This is a genomic window from Bradyrhizobium sp. USDA 241 (genome assembly GCF_049739505.1).
In the GTDB taxonomy this organism is placed as follows: Bacteria; Pseudomonadota; Alphaproteobacteria; order Rhizobiales; family Xanthobacteraceae; genus Bradyrhizobium; species Bradyrhizobium liaoningense.
Genome location: NZ_JBMGPZ010000005.1, coordinates 3,652,701 through 3,671,439 on the forward strand (window position 1 = coordinate 3,652,701; position 18,739 = coordinate 3,671,439).

Annotated in this window: 12 protein-coding genes and 4 pseudogenes; 9 read left to right on the forward strand and 7 right to left on the reverse strand. The window is 62.8% G+C overall.

From position 1 onward, the window contains the following. Positions 1–19 precede the first annotated feature (19 nt). The 3 genes from ABIF91_RS39600 (at position 20) to ABIF91_RS39610 (ending at position 3,602) form a co-directional block, all read left to right on the forward strand. Positions 20–790 (forward strand): enoyl-CoA hydratase, encoded by a 771-nt coding sequence (locus ABIF91_RS39600; RefSeq protein ID WP_028178427.1) that lies wholly within the window; start codon positions 20–22, stop codon positions 788–790. A 210-nt stretch (positions 791–1,000) separates the two neighbouring features. Next, positions 1,001–2,197 carry an acetyl-CoA C-acyltransferase gene (locus ABIF91_RS39605; RefSeq protein WP_035675744.1) on the forward strand — a complete coding sequence of 399 codons (1,197 nt, stop codon included), beginning with the start codon at positions 1,001–1,003 and terminating at the stop codon, positions 2,195–2,197. A 115-nt stretch (positions 2,198–2,312) separates the two neighbouring features. Beyond that, the gene (locus ABIF91_RS39610) at positions 2,313–3,602 is read left to right on the forward strand and encodes an MFS transporter (protein ID WP_028178425.1); all 1,290 of its coding nucleotides are present in this window, start codon (positions 2,313–2,315) and stop codon (positions 3,600–3,602) included. Between the two features lie 137 nt (positions 3,603–3,739). Here ABIF91_RS39610 and ABIF91_RS39615 read toward each other — a convergent pair whose 3' ends face one another. Then, positions 3,740–4,234 carry a hypothetical protein gene (locus tag ABIF91_RS39615; protein ID WP_028178424.1) on the reverse strand — a complete coding sequence of 165 codons (495 nt, stop codon included), beginning with the start codon at positions 4,232–4,234 and terminating at the stop codon, positions 3,740–3,742. Between the two features lie 155 nt (positions 4,235–4,389). On the opposite strand from ABIF91_RS39615, the gene ABIF91_RS39620 reads away from it, so the two are divergent. Next, complete coding sequence (locus ABIF91_RS39620) at positions 4,390–5,859, forward strand: FAD-binding oxidoreductase (RefSeq protein ID WP_028178423.1); 1,470 nt, start codon at positions 4,390–4,392, stop codon at positions 5,857–5,859. 7 nt (positions 5,860–5,866) lie between these two features. On the opposite strand, the gene ABIF91_RS39625 is transcribed toward ABIF91_RS39620, so the two are convergent. From ABIF91_RS39625 to ABIF91_RS39635, 3 genes and pseudogenes are all read right to left on the reverse strand, one after another. Then, on the reverse strand, positions 5,867–6,520 hold the full coding sequence (locus ABIF91_RS39625; protein WP_028178422.1) for a TadE/TadG family type IV pilus assembly protein: 654 nt from the start codon (positions 6,518–6,520) through the stop codon (positions 5,867–5,869). Further along, a complete protein-coding gene (locus ABIF91_RS39630) occupies positions 6,520–7,077 on the reverse strand; it encodes a TadE/TadG family type IV pilus assembly protein (RefSeq protein WP_028178421.1) in 558 nt (185 codons plus the stop codon). The genes ABIF91_RS39625 and ABIF91_RS39630 overlap by 1 nt, the downstream gene beginning before the upstream one ends. A 12-nt stretch (positions 7,078–7,089) precedes the next feature. After that, positions 7,090–8,025 (reverse strand): annotated as a pseudogene (locus ABIF91_RS39635) (TadE/TadG family type IV pilus assembly protein); the annotation flags it as partial. A 90-nt stretch (positions 8,026–8,115) separates the two neighbouring features. Here ABIF91_RS39635 and ABIF91_RS39640 point away from each other — a divergent pair. After that, a protein-coding gene (locus ABIF91_RS39640) for an IS3-like element ISRj2 family transposase (RefSeq protein ID WP_129557670.1) occupies positions 8,116–9,245 on the forward strand; the annotation gives its coding sequence in 2 pieces (ribosomal slippage) (positions 8,116–8,368 and positions 8,368–9,245; 1,131 coding nt in all). A gap of 145 nt (positions 9,246–9,390) precedes the next feature. Here ABIF91_RS39640 and ABIF91_RS39645 read toward each other — a convergent pair. Both ABIF91_RS39645 and ABIF91_RS39650 read right to left on the reverse strand, forming a co-directional pair. Further along, positions 9,391–9,870 (reverse strand): annotated as a pseudogene (locus ABIF91_RS39645) (TadE/TadG family type IV pilus assembly protein); the annotation flags it as partial. A 758-nt stretch (positions 9,871–10,628) separates the two neighbouring features. Next, positions 10,629–11,758, reverse strand: a protein-coding gene (locus ABIF91_RS39650; RefSeq protein WP_129557670.1) for an IS3-like element ISRj2 family transposase whose coding sequence is annotated in 2 segments (ribosomal slippage) — positions 10,629–11,506 and positions 11,506–11,758 — 1,131 coding nt in all. Because the reading frame shifts where the segments join, the coding sequence is not laid out codon by codon here. A gap of 415 nt (positions 11,759–12,173) precedes the next feature. Between ABIF91_RS39650 and ABIF91_RS39655 the strand changes: the two genes are divergently transcribed. From ABIF91_RS39655 to ABIF91_RS39670, 4 genes and pseudogenes are all read left to right on the forward strand, one after another. Next, positions 12,174–13,369 (forward strand): IS3 family transposase gene (locus tag ABIF91_RS39655; protein WP_424578816.1). Its coding sequence is split into 2 segments (ribosomal slippage): positions 12,174–12,422 and positions 12,425–13,369, totalling 1,194 coding nucleotides; the frame shifts between segments, so codons are not numbered across the junction. 524 nt (positions 13,370–13,893) lie between these two features. Next, a pseudogene (locus ABIF91_RS39660) lies at positions 13,894–14,076 on the forward strand (transposase); the annotation flags it as partial. Between the two features lie 94 nt (positions 14,077–14,170). Beyond that, positions 14,171–15,439, forward strand: a complete 1,269-nt coding sequence (locus ABIF91_RS39665) for an IS256 family transposase (protein WP_014497957.1) — start codon at positions 14,171–14,173, stop codon at positions 15,437–15,439. Further along, the gene (locus ABIF91_RS39670; RefSeq protein ID WP_424579857.1) at positions 15,325–16,641 is read left to right on the forward strand and encodes an IS1380 family transposase; all 1,317 of its coding nucleotides are present in this window, start codon (positions 15,325–15,327) and stop codon (positions 16,639–16,641) included. The genes ABIF91_RS39665 and ABIF91_RS39670 overlap by 115 nt, the downstream gene beginning before the upstream one ends. A gap of 348 nt (positions 16,642–16,989) precedes the next feature. On the opposite strand, the pseudogene ABIF91_RS39675 reads toward ABIF91_RS39670, so the two are convergent. Next, positions 16,990–18,686 (reverse strand): annotated as a pseudogene (locus ABIF91_RS39675) (GMC family oxidoreductase). Positions 18,687–18,739: the final 53 nt, after the last annotated feature.

The following is an 18,739-nucleotide window of genomic DNA, read 5'->3' on the forward strand; positions in this document are numbered from 1 at the left end:
AAACCTTCGAGATGCCCCGATGGAAATGCTCAACAACCACTGCGGCGTGACGCGCGATGCGCGCGGCGTCGTTCATGTCGCGATCTGCAACGCCGGCCCGCTCAACATTCTCGGCTCGCCCGTTACCGAGGCCGTACGCGAAGGCCTCCAGCAGCTCGCCTCCGACCGCAGCATTCGGGTCGTGGTGCTACGCGGCCAGAGCGAGAAGAGCATGATCGGCGGCGCAGACATCAAGGAGATGGCCAAACTCGACCAGAAATCCGCCGAAACCTTCATCAGCCGCCTGCGCGATCTCTGCGAGGCGGTGCGCCAATTCCCTGCCCCGGTGATCGCGCGGATGCCCGGCTGGTGTCTCGGCGGCGGGCTCGAAGTGGCGGCGGCCTGCGACTTCCGCATTGCCGCACATGATGCGCATTTCGGCATGCCGGAGGTGCGCGTCGGCATCCCCTCGGTGATCCATGCCGCTCTCTTGCCGCGCCTGATCGGCTGGGCCCGCGCGCGCTGGCTGGTGATGACGGCGGAGAACATCGACGCCCCGACCGCGCTGGCCTGGGGACTGATCGACAAGGTCGCACCGGAAGGCGAGCTCGATGCCGTGATCGAGCACACCGTGAAGGCGCTGCTCGAATGCGGCCCCGAGGCGCTGCGATCGCAGAAGGCACTGCTGCGGCAATGGGAGGAACTGCCGCTGACGGAGTCGGTGAACCTCAGTGTGAAAGTGTTCGGCGAGTCGTTCCTGACCGACGAGCCGACGCGGCTGATGCAGGCATTTGTGAACCGGAAGCGGTAGGCTCCGCTAACCGTGTCATTGCCCCGCGAAGGCGGGGCAATGACAGCCAGGTGCCGGGTGGCCGCTACACAACAATTTGCCCCATACTCCTCCAATCGAACGACCAAATCTCATCTGAACCACGACATTTTCTCATCCCTGGCGCGGTTGCATTTTTTGCGTCGCATCATATGATGACCATAATCTTACGTCATCGCAGGGAGTTCCGCCATGGCCGAAGCCGCCGATCCCGTCGTCATCGTCTCCGCCGCCCGCACCCCGCTCGGCCGCTTCATGGGCGAATTGTCGCCGCTCGCCGCCCACAAGCTCGGATCGCACGTGATCGGCGCGGCGCTGGAGCGCGCCAAGCTCGCGCCCGAAAAGGTCGACGAGGTCTTCATGGGCTGCGTGCTTCCGGCCGGACAAGGCCAGGCGCCGGCGCGCCAGGCGGCGCGTGGCGCGGGTCTGCCCGATGCCACCGGCGCCACCACGGTGAACAAGGTCTGCGGCTCCGGCATGAAGGCGACCATGCTGGCGCACGACATCATCCGCGCGGGCTCAGCCGAGATCGTCGTCTCCGGCGGCATGGAGAGCATGAGCAACGCGCCTTATCTGCTCGCCAAGGCGCGCGGCGGCTATCGCGTCGGCCATGACCGCATCATCGACCACATGATGATGGACGGGCTCGAGGACGCCTACGAGACCGGCCGCTCCATGGGCGATTTCGGCGAGGCCACGGCTGAAGCCTATCAGTTCACCCGCAAGGACCAGGACGCCTATGCCATGGAGACGCTCAGCCGCGCCCGCAAGGCGGTCGAGGGCGGCGCGTTCAAGGCGGAGATCGCGCCGATCACGCTGACCGAGAAGGCCGGCCCGCGCGTCATCGCCAATGACGAGCATCCGCTGAAGGTTGACCCGGCCAAGATTCCCGGATTGAAGCCGGCGTTCCGCGCCAACGGCACCATCACCCCGGCGGCCTCCTCCGCCAATGCCGACGGCGCCGCAGCGCTGGTGCTGACGACGCGCTCGCTCGCCGATCGGGGCGGCCTGCCTGTTCTCGCCGAGATCAAGGGCCACGCCACTCACAGCCAGGAGCCGCAATGGTTCACCACGGCGCCGATTCCGGCGATCCGCAAGCTGCTCGACAAGGTCGGCTGGGCTGCCTCCGATGTCGACCTGTTCGAGATCAACGAGGCGTTCGCCGTGGTCGCGATGGCTGCGCAACGCGATCTCGGCATTCCCCGCGAAAAGCTCAACATCAACGGCGGCGCCTGCGCGCTCGGACACCCGATCGGCGCCACCGGCGCGCGGCTGATCGTGACGCTGCTGCATGCGCTCGAGGCGCAAAACCTCAGACGCGGGATTGCCGCGCTCTGCATCGGCGGCGGCGAGGCCACGGCCATCGCAGTGGAGCGGCCGGCGCACTAGCCGTCCGCAAGGGCCGAAACTGAGGGAAGCCTGTCATTTCAGCCTTCCCTCGCCTGTGCCAGAGTGTAACGATGACGCGAGTCTCCCGGGGCTCGCAAACCAAGATTGAGGCCCAATGATCTCGAACTGGCTCGCGGCAGCGCTTTCCCGCCACAACATTCACTACGGCTGGGTGATGGTCGGCGTGACCTTTCTCGCCGCGCTGATCAGCGCCGGCACGGTCGGCGCCCCCGGCGTGTTCATCGTGCCGCTGCAGAAGGAGTTCGGCTGGAGCACGGCGGAGATCTCCTCCGCACTGTCGATCCGCTTCATCCTGTTCGGGCTGATGGCCCCGTTTGCGGCGGCCCTGCTCAACCGCTACGGCCTGCGCAACGTGACGCTGGTCGCGCAGCTGATCGTGGTCTCGGCGCTGGTGCTCTCGCTGGGCATGACCGAGGTCTGGCAGCTCATCGCGCTGTGGGGCGTGGTGATCGGGATCGGCACGGGCATGACCGCCCTGGTGCTCGGCGCGACGATTGCCACGCGCTGGTTCGCAGCACGGCGCGGCCTCGTCGTCGGCATCATGACCGCGAGCGTCGCGACCGGCCAGCTCGTGTTCCTGCCGCTCTTGGCAAGCCTCACCGACCATTACGGCTGGCGGCTCGCACTCGGCTTCGTCTGCATCGCGCTCGGCGTGTCCGCGGTCGCCGTGCTGCTGGTGATGCGCGACCGGCCGAGCGACGTCGGCCTGCGCCCGTTCGGCGATGAAGGTAGTGAGCCCCTGCCCGCCCCGCCGGTCAGCCACGGCACGATCACCGGCGTTGCGCTCGGCACGTTGCGCGATGCCTCGAAATCGACGGCGTTCTGGATCCTGTTCGCGACCTTCTTCGTCTGCGGCGCTTCGACCAACGGCCTCGTCCAGGTGCACCTGATCCCGATGTGCCTCGATTTCGGCATCCCGCAGGTTCAGGCGGCGAGCCTGCTGGCTGCGATGGGCATCTTCGACTTCTTCGGCACCATCATGTCAGGCTGGCTGTCGGACCGTTACGACAATCGCTGGCTCCTGTTCTGGTACTACGGCCTGCGCGGGCTCTCGCTGATCTTCCTGCCCTTCAGCGACTTCTCGTTCTACGGCCTCTCCGTATTCGCAATGTTCTACGGGCTCGACTGGATCGCCACGGTGCCGCCGACGGTGCGGATCACCGCGCAGAAATTCGGACCGGAGCGCGCCAATCTGGTGTTCGGCTGGATCTTCGCCGGCCATCAGCTCGGCGCCGGCGCCGCCGCCTTCGGCGCCGGCCTGTCTCGCACGGTGTATGAGAGCTACCTGCCTGCGTTCTTCATTGCCGGCGCGCTGTGCGTGTTCGCCGCGCTGATCGTGCTGGCGCTGTCGCGGCAGCCCAAGCCGCAGCCCGCGATGGCGTAGTATCCGATCGTGCTGGTGACGCCGAATACGGCGGCGTCACCAATCCGCTCGAGCCGGTGAACCCCTCGAGCACCGGGCGCGCCGAGACGGAGAGCGATTGCCGTGTATGGAAGATTGTTACGGCACGAGGATCAACGTCACTTCGAATCCTTGTTCAATTCGATCGCGACCTCCGACATCCAGGACCCCGGCGCCTCCATCAGGAAGGATTGATGATTGCTCTTGGTCTGGATCGTCACCAGCGCGGCCACCGTGTTTCCCTCGATTCGCGCCTCGATCAGGCCGTCCTTGTTCGTGCCGTAGACCTTGCCGCCCTGTCGATATTCGCTCTCGAACCAGTTGCCGGAAAGCTCCGTCCCGCTCTGCTCGATGTTCGCGGACAGGACCATCTTGTACGCATCGCTTGCGCAGCGCAGATTGAGGGTCAACGACCGTCCCGACCTGGTGACGTTGTATGCCACTTTGCAGCGGACCTTCTCACGCGGACCATCCGACGGCTTCATCGTACCGATACCCGACCATGCGCCGGCCAGGCTGTCGAACACCGGCTCTGCGCATAACGGGCTGATGCCGACAAGCACGAGGCAGGCCGCGCCGATGCACATGCGCGCCGCCGGAAACTTCAATATCATTCTGCCGATCCTGATTTGTAAAGTCTGGGCGCGTCCTAAGCCCCAACAGCCGCGGGATGTTGACGGAGCTGTTTAGAAATGTTGCAAAGATTGCCTGAACGTTGCCGGGATCGGCACATCGAGTACACGCCAAGATGTACCCCAGGGGAAACAAAATGCCGGCTCCGTCGTCCGCACCCATCATCCCGACCACTCCCGTGACCGCCGAGATGCGCGATGCGTTGCGCGCGATCGTCGGCGAGAAGGGATTTATCGAGGACGAGCACGGCAAGCAGCCGTTCGTGACCGATTGGCGGGGACTACTGGTCGGCGGGGCCGGCGCCGTCGTTCGTCCCGGCAGCACCGAGGAAGTGTCGAAAGTGGTCAGGCTTTGCCACGCGCACGGCGTCGCGATCGTGCCGCAGGGCGGCAACACCGGCCTGATGGGTGGGGCCACGCCCTGGCCGGCGCACACCGGCATTGTGCTGTCGCTCGGCCGCATGAATCGCGTGCTGGATGTCGACCCCGTCGGCTATTCGATGACGGTCGAGGCGGGCTGCGTGCTGCAGACGCTGCAGGAGACCGCCAGCAAGCACGACAGGTTCCTGCCGCTCAGCCTCGGCGCCCAGGGCTCGTGCATGATCGGCGGCAATCTCTCGACCAACGCCGGCGGCGTGCAGGTGCTGCGCTACGGCAACGCCCGCAATCTCGTGCTGGGGCTCGAGGTCGTCCTGCCCAACGGCGACGTCTGGGACGGATTGCGTGCGCTCAAGAAGGACAATACGGGCTACGACCTCAAGCACCTCTTCATGGGCGCCGAAGGCACGCTGGGCATCATCACCAAGGCCGTGCTCAAGCTGTGGCCGGCGCCGAAGGACGTCAGCACCGCGTGGCTGGCGATCCGGGATCCACGCGCGGCGCTGGAGATCCTGTCCGAAGCCCATAGCGCCTCCGAGGACAATGTCGGCTCCTGCGAGCTGATGAGCCGCGCCGCCATCGACATGGTGCTGCGCCACATTCCCGGCACCCAGGATCCGCTCAAGGCGGACACGCCATGGTATCTCCTGCTCGAATGGTCGTCTGCGCGCCCACGCCGGGATGGGACCGAGGGCATGTCCGAGAAGCTGGAGCAGTTCCTTGCCGACCAGCTCGAGGCCGGCCGCGTGCTCGATGCCGCGATCGCTCACACGGTCGGCCAGTCGCGCAACATGTGGCGGATCCGGGAGGGTGTGGCCGAGGCCTCCCGGGCCGAGGGTCCGGGACTGAGCTACGACGTGTCGGTGGCGATCTCCAGGATACCGGACTTCATCGACAAGGGGACCAAGGCCGTGATCGACATCCTCCCGACCATCCGCCCCTACCCCCTGGGACACATCGGCGACGGCAATCTGCATTTCTCGTTCATGGGGCCGGTCGGCATGGATCAGCAGACACTGACCCAATACAAGGGCGCCATCACGCGGGCCGTGAACGACCTCATCACATCCATGGGCGGATCGATCTCGGCGGAACACGGCATCGGCATCGACAAGCTCGACGAGCTCAGCCACTACCGGTCGAAGACCGAGCTCGACATCATGCGCACCATCAAGCGCGCGCTCGATCCGCAGAACATCATGAACCCCGGCAAGGTGCTGCGGCTGTGACTGTCGATCAACAGGTCTTCTTCTGCAAGTGCTCGACGCAGGTGCAGGTCTTGGTCGCCGGATATTTCACGTCGTAATAGGGAAAGCTCGAGGTGGCCGGGCTGTTGGTCGAGCAGCGGGGGAACAGATAGTAGCTGTCGGACAGCTTCACGGCGCCGGCGATGGTGAAGCCGAGGTTGGGCGCATAGTCATAGGTCACCTCGCTCAGGACGAGCGAGATGTTGGCGTTGGTGGTACCGCTCGGCCCCGTGAACTTCGACAAGGTCATCGGGTCACCCTTCTGTCTCGCGCCCGTCGAGCTGGTCGACGTGCTCCATTGCACCGTCGCATTGCCGTTGCTGTCGGTCGACACGCCCGAAACCGTAATCGTCATCAAGGAGGTGCTGCCGCTCTTGGTCGGATAGGGAGCCATGATGGCGCTCGCAGCCGCGAGAATGCCGTCCATCTGAGACGAGGTGACGGCCGTGTTCTGCGTGACCATGTCGGCGACACTGTGCGCGGTCGCGCTGACCTTGACGTTCATGGCAAGGCCGTTGCCGAGCTCGACGCCGCCGACATAGAGCACCAGCATGAACGGCACCACCATGGCGAACTCCGTCGCTGCAACGGCGCGGTCATCGGCCAGCAGGTGCCGGGCGCGAGATGACAGGGCGGAGATCATCAGGGGGCTCCTGGCTCGTTCTGGAACGCGGCGGACGACATGATCAGCCGGTTGCCGTTGCTGAGGTTCGAGAGGTTGAAACCGAGCGGCCCGAGGACGACCGGCCAGACATACATGACGCGGAGCACGACGATGTCGCCGGCATCGCCGGGGTCGTACTGCCAGGTATTGGTGACCTTGCCCGAGCTGTCGAAGGTCAGGGTCGGCATCCCCGTGTTCGCGGACGTCCACGAGGTCGCCACCTGCATGTCGACCATGAGGCCGCTGCAATTGAACAGGATCACGATCTGATCGCAGACCTTCTGCTTGAAAGCCGCCTGCGTCATCTGGGCGGATTGAACCTGTCCGGTCATGACGAGGCGCGCCGACTGGCGCACGATGGATTCGAGCGTCTGCTGGGCGAAGAAAACGAGGAACGTCTGGATCAGCGCTATAATGAGCGCGAGGAACGGTGCAGCGACCAGCGCGAATTCCACGGCCGTCGCGCCCCTCTTGTCCCGCGCGAAGGCGGCACAGCGATTGCGGCGTCTCTTGGTCGTTGCGGCGGGGCCGGTCATGGCTCTTCTTCTCTACTTCACGAGGCTGGCCGTGCTGGATGCGACCTTGATGAACAGGTCCGTCAGCGCCTCGGAGATATCGCCGCCTGTTTGAACATGGGCATAGAAACCGGGCGAGGCGCACGCCTGGAGGTTTTGCGCGATCTTGCCGGTTGAGGAAGTAGGCTGGTTATACTTGTGGATCCAGCTCATATACCAATTGTCGGTTTTCTGGATGCCGGTATTGGGATCGGCGATGAGCTGTAGATACTCCGTGTAGAGGACGGCGATCTTGATACCGCGGTTCTTGATGGTCGTGCACATCGTCGTGTCGAGCGGCTGCTGGCATCGATTGTTGGAGGCGAAGCTCGCGTTCGGGCAAGTCGTGGAGATCTTGTCTTCAACGCCGTCGGTGACGAGGAATACCACTTGCTGCGGCGTATCTCCCGCCGCGTTGCTACCAAGCCCGGGCGTGGGCATGATGGTGTTGAGGCTTGTAAGCGCACCGAGGATATCTGTGCCATTGTCGGTCTTGCAGTTGGTCGTCACAACGACACAGTTCTGGTAGGCGACCGGCATCAGCGAGATGTTGGAAACCTTGGTTCCGGCGAGGGAGGGGGTAGTCAGCGTGGCAAGTGTGTTCAAACGTAAGTCGAATGTGTAGAGCGCCGCTTTGTAGGTGGTGTTGTTCAACGCCGCCATGCACTGCATGACGCCCCCCGAAATGCCTGACTGCGGGCAGTTCGACCACGAATTGAGCAACTGGTTCACAGCACTCGTCACGAGGTCGATCCGCAAAGTAATGTTTCTGTTTCGCGCGATCGTGAGGTTATCCTTCGTCCCGCCGTCGTGAGCAATATTGGTCTGATGACAAGCGAAGCCGCAATTCTGCGAGGCCGTTGCTGACTGATACGCAGAGGCGGTATACTTGATGAGATTGCTGATATCGGTAGTGGTCGCGCCGATCCCCAAGAGCTGGCCCCGCAAATTCGGACAGTAGCTTGAGTGGATTTTCTGCCTGACAGCGGCGAGGATTCTTGCTGCGAATCAGGAGCGAAGATGACGAAGAAGAGCCGCCGGACGCATTCTCCGGCATTCAAGGCGAAGGTTGCTTTGGCTGCGGTCAAAGGCGACAAGACACTGGCGGAGCTGGCGCAACTGTTTGATGTTCATCCGAACCAGATCACGATCTGGAAAAACCAGCTCCTGGAAGGCGCCGCCGGCGTGTTTGGGCATGACAAGACATCGGCCGAGACGCCGGTCGATTTGAAGGCGTTACATGCCAAGATCGGCGAGCTGGCGTTGGAAAACGATTTTTTGTCCGGCGCGCTCACCAAGGCGGGCCTGCTGAGCGCAAAGCGATGATCGACCGCGATCATGATCTTTCTATCGTGCGCCAGGCGAAGGTCCTGAAGCTGGCTCGCAGCACGGTCTACTATGAACCTCGGCCAGTTTCGGCCGAGGACCTTGCCTTGATGCGTCGGCTCGATGAGCTGCATCTCGATTATCCCTTCGCGGGAGCGCGTATGCTGCGATCGTTGCTGCGGCGGGAGGGCGTATACGCCGGTCGCCGCCACATCGCGACGCTGATGAAGCGCATGGGGATCGAGGCGGTCTATCGTCGCCCGAACACGAGCAAGCCGGCTCCGGGTCACAAGATCTACCCGTACCTGTTGCGCGGATTGAAGATCGAGCGGCCCGACCATGCGTGGGCAATGGACATCACCTACATTCCGATGCGGCGTGGCTTCGTCTATCTCGCGGCGGTCGTCGATGTGTTCAGCCGACGGGTCCTGGCCCATCGCGTCTCGATCACAATGGAGGCGGCCTTCTGCGTCGAAGCGGTCCAGGAGGCGTTGGCGAAGCACGGCAGGCCCGAGATTTTCAACACGGATCAGGGCAGCCAGTTCACCAGCCTCGAGTTCACCGATGTGCTGCTGGACGCGAAGATCGCCATCAGCATGGACGGCAAGGGCGCCTGGCGCGACAACGTGTTTGTCGAGCGGCTCTGGCGCACGGTCAAATACGAAGAAGTATATCTCCGCGCCTACGACAGCGTGTCCGAGGCGCGAGCGTCAATTGCCAAGTATCTGGCCTTCTACAATCAGGGACGCCCTCACTCGAGCCTTGACGGGCGCACGCCCGACGAGGCTTACTTCGGCACGCAAGCTATGGTGATGGCCGCATGACCGTCGCCGACGGTTTTGTCGTCGCTCTGGTCGGGCTACGCCCTCCCGACGCAACGACAAAACCGTAAAGCCCCGCGTTCAGCATAACCCGGCAGGAATCCACTTAAATCCAGCGGGGCGCTGTCCAAACAACCGGGGCCAGCTCTCCCATGGACGGCGAGTCATCCATCAGCAGATAGAAATTCATGTTGGGCGCGCTGGACGCCCGCGCCGTGGCGGATCCGTTGACCTGCCAGGTCTGCTTGCCGAGAACACCGGGGAAATTGTTGATGGACTGCGCGGTGTAGGACACCGTGATCGTGCGAGCAAGACCGGTATCAGTGACGGTGACCGTCGGCGTCGGGACCGAAGACAGGCCGGGAAGATTCGCCTTCGCAGCGAAAACAGCTTCCGCGGTCGCCTTGACCACGGCCGTGTCACTCTGCACCAGCATCGCCGGCCGTACGGCTGCGATCGCGGCGGCGTCGGCGGCGGCGGCGTTCAACTGCTCGCGCTTACGCAATGCCAGTGTGTAGTCGAGCGTCATGCCCAAAAGAAAGATGGTCGGAACCATCATGAGCGCGAAGATGATGGCGACGTTGGCCTTCCGATCACTCCCGAAACGGAGCACTGCGCGGCGGAGCATGACCTTCATCCTGATTGCCGTCGTTACGGCAAAAAACTTCCCTGAAATCTCGTGATGGGAGAGGCCGCAGCATTGCTGCGATCACCCCCACATCGCAGGCTGCAATATGGATTTGGCCTTCTTAATCAACACTTACGGGCGATCGACAAACATGGACCGCAACAAAGTGCGATGTATCGTATTGAGAAAGCATCATTAACGTGGCTTAAACGCGATCGCAGAGATCGACGGTTAACGGGATGATGCGCAAGGTGCCGGCGGGTACACGACGTGCACCGACAGACGAAGAGCGCGTCAAGCGCGCCTGGCGCGGACGGCGGCTCAAACGAAACCGCCGAAAACGCCCCCCTAGAACAGCTGTCGACGCAGAAAACGCCCTGCTTGCCGGGCTTTCCGGGCCAAGAACCCTATTGCCGTTAGAATCCACGGCGCAAACGTGGACAATGCCCTAAGCAAATGCCGGCTGCCGGTCCGTCCGAACCCATCATTCCAACCGCTCCGCTAACCGCCCGAATACGCGATTCACTGCGCGCGATCATCGGCGAGAAGGGCCTGATCGAGGACCAGCATGGTAAACAGCCATTCGTGACGGATTGGCGGGGATTGCTGGTCAGAGCTGGCCCCGGTTGTTTGGACAGCGCCCCGCTGGATTTAAGTGGATTCCTGCCGGGTTATGCTGAACGCGGGGCTTTACGGTTTTGTCGTTGCGTCGGGAGGGCGTAGCCCGACCAGAGCGACGACAAAACCGTCGGCGACGGTCATGCGGCCATCACCATAGCTTGCGTGCCGAAGTAAGCCTCGTCGGGCGTGCGCCCGTCAAGGCTCGAGTGAGGGCGTCCCTGATTGTAGAAGGCCAGATACTTGGCAATTGACGCTCGCGCCTCGGACACGCTGTCGTAGGCGCGGAGATATACTTCTTCGTATTTGACCGTGCGCCAGAGCCGCTCGACAAACACGTTGTCGCGCCAGGCGCCCTTGCCGTCCATGCTGATGGCGATCTTCGCGTCCAGCAGCACATCGGTGAACTCGAGGCTGGTGAACTGGCTGCCCTGATCCGTGTTGAAAATCTCGGGCCTGCCGTGCTTCGCCAACGCCTCCTGGACCGCTTCGACGCAGAAGGCCGCCTCCATTGTGATCGAGACGCGATGGGCCAGGACCCGTCGGCTGAACACATCGACGACCGCCGCGAGATAGACGAAGCCACGCCGCATCGGAATGTAGGTGATGTCCATTGCCCACGCATGGTCGGGCCGCTCGATCTTCAATCCGCGCAACAGGTACGGGTAGATCTTGTGACCCGGAGCCGGCTTGCTCGTGTTCGGGCGACGATAGACCGCCTCGATCCCCATGCGCTTCATCAGCGTCGCGATGTGGCGGCGACCGGCGTATACGCCCTCCCGCCGCAGCAACGATCGCAGCATACGCGCTCCCGCGAAGGGATAATCGAGATGCAGCTCATCGAGCCGACGCATCAAGGCAAGGTCCTCGGCCGAAACTGGCCGAGGTTCATAGTAGACCGTGCTGCGAGCCAGCTTCAGGACCTTCGCCTGGCGCACGATAGAAAGATCATGATCGCGGTCGATCATCGCTTTGCGCTCAGCAGGCCCGCCTTGGTGAGCGCGCCGGACAAAAAATCGTTTTCCAACGCCAGCTCGCCGATCTTGGCATGTAACGCCTTCAAATCGACCGGCGTCTCGGCCGATGTCTTGTCATGCCCAAACACGCCGGCGGCGCCTTCCAGGAGCTGGTTTTTCCAGATCGTGATCTGGTTCGGATGAACATCAAACAGTTGCGCCAGCTCCGCCAGTGTCTTGTCGCCTTTGACCGCAGCCAAAGCAACCTTCGCCTTGAATGCCGGAGAATGCGTCCGGCGGCTCTTCTTCGTCATCTTCGCTCCTGATTCGCAGCAAGAATCCTCGCCGCTGTCAGGCAGAAAATCCACTCAAGCTACTGTCCGAATTTGCGGGGCCAGCTCTTCAGTTACCGTCAGTTGCGTCGAGCGGTAGGCCTGCAGCGAGGACCTGGAAACCGGTGAAGATCTGGAAGCTGATAAGGATCGCGAAGTCCGCTCGCGTCGCGTCTGCGAATACGAGAAGTCGCAGGGCATGGTGACATTACATTCAGGGGCTTGATGGATGCGATAAGGACGGGCTTCCGAAGCGACAGAACCGAGAACAATGAAGAGGCACGCAGAAAATACTCGCTTGAACATTGCAAGGACTCCAAATGAGAGACCCTGTGGTCTGAGCCCCGCAAACTCCTCCAAGAATGGGTAGAGTCCGTCACCTCTGAGGAGATGGACCATGAAGCCAAGTCGGTTCACGGAAGAGCAGATCATCGGGATTTTGCGGGAGCAGGAGGCGGGTGTGGCGACGGCTGATGTCTGCCGCAAACACGGGATCTCGAGCGCAACATTCTACAAATGGAAGGCCAAGTACGGTGGCCTGGAGGTATCCGATGCCAAGCGGCTGAAGGCATTGGAGGACGAGAACGCCAAGCTGAAGAAGCTCCTGGCCGAGGCAATGCTCGACAACGCCATGCTCAAGGACGTTGCGTCAAAAAAATGGTGACGCCCGCCGCGAGGCGAGAGGCCGTCGCTCATCTGCGGACCAACTTCGAAGTGAGCGAACGGCGGGCGTGCAAAGCCTTGGGGGCAGATCGCGCATCGGTGCGCTATCGCAACGGGCGAGCCGATGATGCGGCCGTACGCGCCCGCCTGCGCGAGCTGGCGGCCATCCGCCGCCGGTTCGGCTACCGTCGTCTGCTGGTGCTGATGCGCCGCGAGGGGCTGGTCATGAACCACAAGAAGTTTCGACGTCTGTATCGCGAGGAACGGCTGCAAGTCCGCCGGCGTGGCGGCCGTAAACGGGCGCTCGGCAGCAGGGCGCCAATGGCGATCCCGCAAGGCGCCAACCAGCGCTGGAGTCTCGACTTTCTGTCGGATGCGTTCGCCGATGGCCGACGGTTCCGGATTCTGGCTGTGGTCGACGACTTCACTCGCGAATGCCTGGCGCTCGTCGCCGATACTTCGCTGTCGGGCCTGCGGGTCACACGCGAGCTCGATGTCATCATTGCCTGGCGCGGCCGGCCGGCGATGTGCCTGTCCGACAACGGCACTGAGCTGACCGGAATGGCCGTGCTGCGCTTCAGCCAAGAGAGGCAGATCGAGTGGCACTACATCGCGCCCGGCAAACCGACCCAGAATGCCTTCATCGAGAGCTTTAACGCCCGCCTGCGCGATGAACTTCTCAATGAGACGCTGTTCACTTCGCTCGCACAGGCGCGAGCCGTGCTGGCGGCCTGGAAAGACGACTACAACAACGCCCGGCCGCACAGCGCCCTGGGCAACCTCACGCCGACCGAATACGCCAAACGCAACGCTCTTGGGCCGCAACGGGACGGGACGCTGCGCTATGCCGAGGGCTCCGCGCCCCGCCCCGTTGCTTCACCGAGCCCCTTGGGCTCATATTCAACCGGGACTCTTTCCATTGCTGGATGAAGCGAGGGGCTCAGACCACCTGCCCCGGATCATGAGAAACAAATACAGTTTGGCTGAAATGGGACTAACCCGTCTTATTCGCGAGAGGGCGCCTGAGAGGCTGGCGAGCGTGGTGTAAAGCGCTGATGCGGCGTAGGATTCGGTTGCGAAGCCACCCCATCACCTTCAACCGCGAACGCCACGCCCGCCATGACCGATGATACGATTTCAGACCACTATCGAGAAGCAAGAATTCAACACAAATAAAACCTCTGCCTCGCGCTCGATCTCTTCATGCTTGATAGTCTCGTTTCGGAGGCTGAGCACCTACCGCGTCTAATAGGCCGCTCGCGCCGGTTTCTTTGGACGCGGCACGACCGCGACTCCACGTTTCGGCACAGAAATGATCGGGAGTCACTCAATCTTTCTTCAACTTAACCCGTCTTATTCGTAAGAGTGCGCCTGAGGGGTAAAGCGCTGATGCGGCGTAGGATTCGGTTGCGAAGCCAACCCCATCACCTCCAACCGCGAACGCCACGCCCGCCATGACCGACGATACGATTCCGCCCTTCTCGTTTCCAGCCGTTCACGCCAAGAAAGTCACAGCTGCCTTCGATGGTGGGCGCCTAACCTCGAACGGGGGCGTGATGCTTCTGGCGATGGCCGAGCGGCGTCTCGGTTTGGCCAACAATCTGGCCCGGGTGTTCCCGGATCGGCGCGATCCGACGAGCTATGCGGGAAACTGGGTGATGACGGAATGAGATAGGCGGCGTATCGAGGCGGGTGTCGAGCCTGCCAGAACCTCAAGGAGAGCGATACGCCATGAACGAGCATAGCAACATTGTCCCACTGCGTCAGCCCGATGAGATCGACGATCCACTGACGAATATTTTGCGATCTGGAGCTCGGCAGCTGCTTGCGCAGGCTGTCGAGATGGAAGCCGAGGCGTTTCTCGCCGCGATGAAGGGCTTGAAGCTTCCCGATGGCCGCGACCGCCTCGTGCGACACGGCCATGGTCCAGTGCGGACGATCCAGACGGGGATCGGCGCCGTCGAAGTCGCCCGGGTAAAGATTCGCGATCGCGCGGTGACCAGCGATGGCGAGCGGATCCGCTTCACCTCGGCGATCCTGCCGTTGTGGGCACGGCGCACGAAGAGCTTGGATGCACTTTTGCCGGTTCTGTACCTGCGAGGCATCTCGACGGGCGACTTCCAGGAGGCGCTGGCGGCGCTCTTGGGCAAGGATGCGCCGAATCTTTCTCCGGCGGTGGTTTCCAGACTGACGACGGAGTGGCAGCTCGAGTACGAGCGTTGGCAGAAGCGCGATCTGTCGGCGCGCCGGTACGTATACGTGTGGGCGGACGGCGTCTTCCTGCAGGCTCGCATGGAAGACCACAGCGAATGCATGCTGGTGCTGATCGGCGCGACGCCGGAAGGCAAGAAGGAACTCATCGGCTTCCAGGTCGGCGTGCGCGAGAGCACGCAGAGCTGGCACGAACTGCTCGTCGAGGCGAAAACCCGAGGGCTGAAGATCGCCCCGGAAATCGCCGTCGGTGACGGCGCGCTCGGCTTCTGGAAGGCGCTCGACGAGGTCTTTCCCGCCACGCGACATCAGCGGTGCTGGGTGCACAAAACCGCGAATATCTTGAACAAAGTCGCAGTGTCGGTACAGGCCAGCATGAAGAAGGATCTGCGCGAGGTCTATTTGGCGTCCAACCGAGCTTCGGCCGAAGTGGCGATCGATGTCTTTGCCGAGAAATACGGAGCGAAGTACGACAAGGCGGTCGAGTGCCTGACGAAAGATCGCGACGCAATGCTTGCGTTCTACGAATTCCCCGCCGAGCATTGGGACCACTTGCGGACGACGAATCCCATCGAAAGCGTGTTCGCGACGGTCCGGCACAGAACGGTGCGCACGAAAGGTTCGTTATCGTCAACGACTGCCAAGTTGATGGTGTTCAAGCTGCTCTGCGCCGCATCAAAGACCTGGCGGCGGCTGAAAGGCACAAATCAGTTGCCGAAGGTCAGCGCAGGTGTCAGATTCGAAAACGGCATCGAGGTCATCCAAGTGCCGGAAAACCACGCCGCCTGATCGCCTCGTCACCCAAAATCCCGCATAGCTCCGATCCGACGCGGGTCGTGCACAGCCTGGTCGATATGTTCCGCGCTCGCATGTTCGCGATCTGCTGCGGCTACGAGGACGCCGACGACCTCGATCATCTGAGGTCCGATCCGGCATTCAAACTGGCCTGCGGTCGCCTACCGGACACGGGCCGGGATTTGTGTTCCCAGCCGACGCTGTCGCGGCTGGAGAATGCTCCGCGCCTGCGCGACGTGATCCGGCTGACCTACACTTTGGTCGACGCATGGATGGATAGCTACCCGCGCGAGCCGGCATCCGTCACGCTCGACATCGATGATACCTGCGACGTCGTCCACGGCCATCAGCAGCTCTCGCTGTTCAACGCTCATTATGACGAACGCTGCTTCCTGCCGATCCACGTCTACGACACGGAGAAGAGCCGGCCCGTGGCGGTCGTGCTGAGGCCCGGCAAGACGCCGGGCGGCGTCGAGGTGCGTGCCCATCTGCGCCGCCTGGTACGGCATATCCGGACGCGATGGCACAACACGCAAATTACGTTCCGTGGCGACGGGCACTATGCCCGGCCGGAGGCAATGGCGTGGTGCGAGACCAACGGCATCGACTACATCTTCGGTCTGTCCGGCACCAAGCCTCTCGCCAGAAAAGTCGACGAGGTCGCCGACGACATCCGCACGCGACGCGCCATCGAGAACCTGCCGGTTCTGCGTGGCTATACCGAGACGCGCCACAAGGCAAAGTCCTGGGATCGCGAACGGCGCACCGTCGCCCGTATTGAGGCGACGATGCTCGGCCTCGACATCCGTTTCGTCGTCACCAGCCTCGATGTCGGCTCGGCCGAGTGGATCTACGACAGCCTGTATTGCGCGCGCGGCCAAGCCGAGAATCTGATCAAGCTGCATAAGACGCAGCTCGCCTCCGATCGCACCAGCTGCCGTTCGGCGCTCGCCAACCAGGTCCGTCTCGTGCTCCATACGGCCGCTTATTGGCTGATGCTGACCGTGCGCGACGCCATTCCCAAAGCCCGGGAATTGGCCGCTGCCGAGTTCGCGACGCTGCGTCTTCGGCTCTTGAAAATCGCCGCCCGTGTCGTCGAGACCACGAGCCGCATTCGCCTTGCGTTTGCCGCGGCATGTCCCGAAGCCGACCTGATCTGCGGCTTGCCCGGCGCGCTGCTGCCGCTCGGTCCTTGACCGGCGGGGCGTCCGCCCCCGTTCGCCCAACCCATCCCTCAAGCGCGTTGCAAAGTACCGGTCGTCAGGCGGCGAAAAGCCGAAGGCAATCCTGTGCGCCTCGTCAGACAAGATGTGCGGCCGCATCAATCGGGCCCAAAAGCCGCACTCTCACGAATAGGACGGGCTAAAGGCCGGCTGAAACCCGACTGCATTGCGCGACACGGCCGGCAATCGTCATAGCCTACACGTAGCGACCGAGATGATTAACTCGCGGCGCACGAATGCCCGCTCAGCGGGTCAATCTTGCGGCATGCAATCAAGTCAGATTCGCATTTGGAGCGTTGCGAAGGCAAAACCGGCTGCCGCTCACTGCATCATCGCGGCCGCGATCTTCTCCGCCGACATCAGGACCGGGAAGTTGGTGTTGGCGCACGGGACCACCGGGAAGATCGAGGCGTCGACGACGCGCAAGCCCTGGATGCCCTTGACCCGGCCCTGAATGTCGACCACCGCCATCGGATCATCGGCGCGGCCCATGCGGCACGAGCAGGAGGCGTGCCACACGCCGATGGTTGCCTTGCGCACGAAAGCTTCGAGCGCCTCGTCGTCGTTTATCACCTGATCGAAGGTAAAGCCTTCCACCACGAAATTGTCGATCATGTAGTGACGTAGCGCTGCCGGCCCGTCCATCAGCGTCGCGGCGATCTTGGTCAAAATCCTGTTCCTGGTGTTGACCACGCCGATCTTGCGGACCTTGTCGGTGTAGGCAGCCGGGAACGGCTTGTCCGTCACCTTCTTCACGATGTCGCTCATTTGAATGGCCGCCATCTTGCGGAAGCCGCTCATCAGGCGGTCGAGATCGCGCCGGTCGGACAGCAGGTTGAACTCGACGATCGGCTCCGCGGCAGGATCGCGCGAGGCCAGCTTGACCTGTCCGGTCTCGGAATAGGTCTTGTTGACGAAGGTCAGGAGCGAGCCGATCTGTTCACCGACCGCGTGCCAGGCCGACTTGGAGAGCAGGACCACGAACATGTCGCCTTTCGGCACGCCGGCAAGACCCGAGGAATAGCGCAGGCCGAGCTGCATGTGGCGCCTGGTGTGCCCGTTCATGCGGGCGCCGCGGCGGACGAAGGACGACAGCGAGATCGAGGGATGATCCATCAGGCGCTGGCCGACGCCCGGCAGCCCCATCAGCACGGGAATCCCCAAATCCTTGAGGTGACCGACCGGACCGATGCCGGCGCGAAGCAGATGCGCCGGCGAATGAATGGCTCCGCTGGAGAGGATGATCTCGCGGCCCCGGAATTCCTGCTCGCGTCCGTCGACGATAGCCTTCACGCCGACGCATTGCGTGCCTTCGAACAAAAGCTCGCGCACCTGCGTGTTGGTGGAGATGGTGAGATTGGCGCGCTTGCGGGTGTCGCGATCGAGATAGCCCATCGCGGCGGAGACGCGCTGCTCGGCCTGGTTGGAATGCGTCACCGGAAAATAGCCGTCGACGAACTCGCCATTCTGTCGGGCACGAATTGATGCCCGGCCTGCTGGAAGGCCTCGGCGAAGGCCTGCGAATGCTGCGTCCAATGCTCCCGCGGGATACGGCGCACCGGGATCCGGCCGTCCTTGCCGTGATACGGTCCGTCGAAGTCGAGGTCGCGCTCGACCTTCTTGAAGAAGGGCAGCACGTCGTTCCAGCGCCACCCCTCGGCGCCCCGCGCCTCCCATTCGTCGTAATCGGTCGGCGCGCCGCGATTGGCCATCTGGCCGTTGATCGAGGAGCCGCCGCCCAGCACGCGCGCCTGTTCGTATTTGCGTAAAGGGGGACGCGATTCGTTCGGATTGTTGTGACTGACGACCTGCGTCGTGACCTTGAGCTCGGTCCAGTGAAAGCGCGGATCGAAATAGGCCGTGCCGGGATAGCTGTCCCTGATCTCGGCCGGCTCGTTGCCGGGCGGTGTGTCCTGTCCGGCCTCGCACAGCAGGACCTTGTTGGCGCTTCTTGCGGAGAGTCGATGGGCCAGCACGGACCCGGCCGAGCCGCCGCCCACGATGATGAAGTCGTACACGTCTCGCGTTTCCTCTTGTTCTCTTCCTGTGAGTGTCGCGCGTTCTTGAGATT

Excerpts from the sequence above, each read along its gene's own strand:
- ABIF91_RS39620 (WP_028178423.1), top strand. The coding sequence starts at position 4,390 with ATGCCGGCTCCGTCGTCCGCACCCATCATCCCGACCACTCCCGTGACC.
- ABIF91_RS39610 (WP_028178425.1), top strand. The coding sequence starts at position 2,313 with ATGATCTCGAACTGGCTCGCGGCAGCGCTTTCCCGCCACAACATTCAC.
- ABIF91_RS39600 (WP_028178427.1), top strand. The coding sequence starts at position 20 with ATGGAAATGCTCAACAACCACTGCGGCGTGACGCGCGATGCGCGCGGC.
- ABIF91_RS39630 (WP_028178421.1), bottom strand. The coding sequence starts at position 7,077 with ATGACCGGCCCCGCCGCAACGACCAAGAGACGCCGCAATCGCTGTGCC.
- ABIF91_RS39615 (WP_028178424.1), bottom strand. The coding sequence starts at position 4,234 with ATGATATTGAAGTTTCCGGCGGCGCGCATGTGCATCGGCGCGGCCTGC.
- ABIF91_RS39605 (WP_035675744.1), top strand. The coding sequence starts at position 1,001 with ATGGCCGAAGCCGCCGATCCCGTCGTCATCGTCTCCGCCGCCCGCACC.
- ABIF91_RS39625 (WP_028178422.1), bottom strand. The coding sequence starts at position 6,520 with ATGATCTCCGCCCTGTCATCTCGCGCCCGGCACCTGCTGGCCGATGAC.
- ABIF91_RS39665 (WP_014497957.1), top strand. The coding sequence starts at position 14,171 with ATGAACGAGCATAGCAACATTGTCCCACTGCGTCAGCCCGATGAGATC.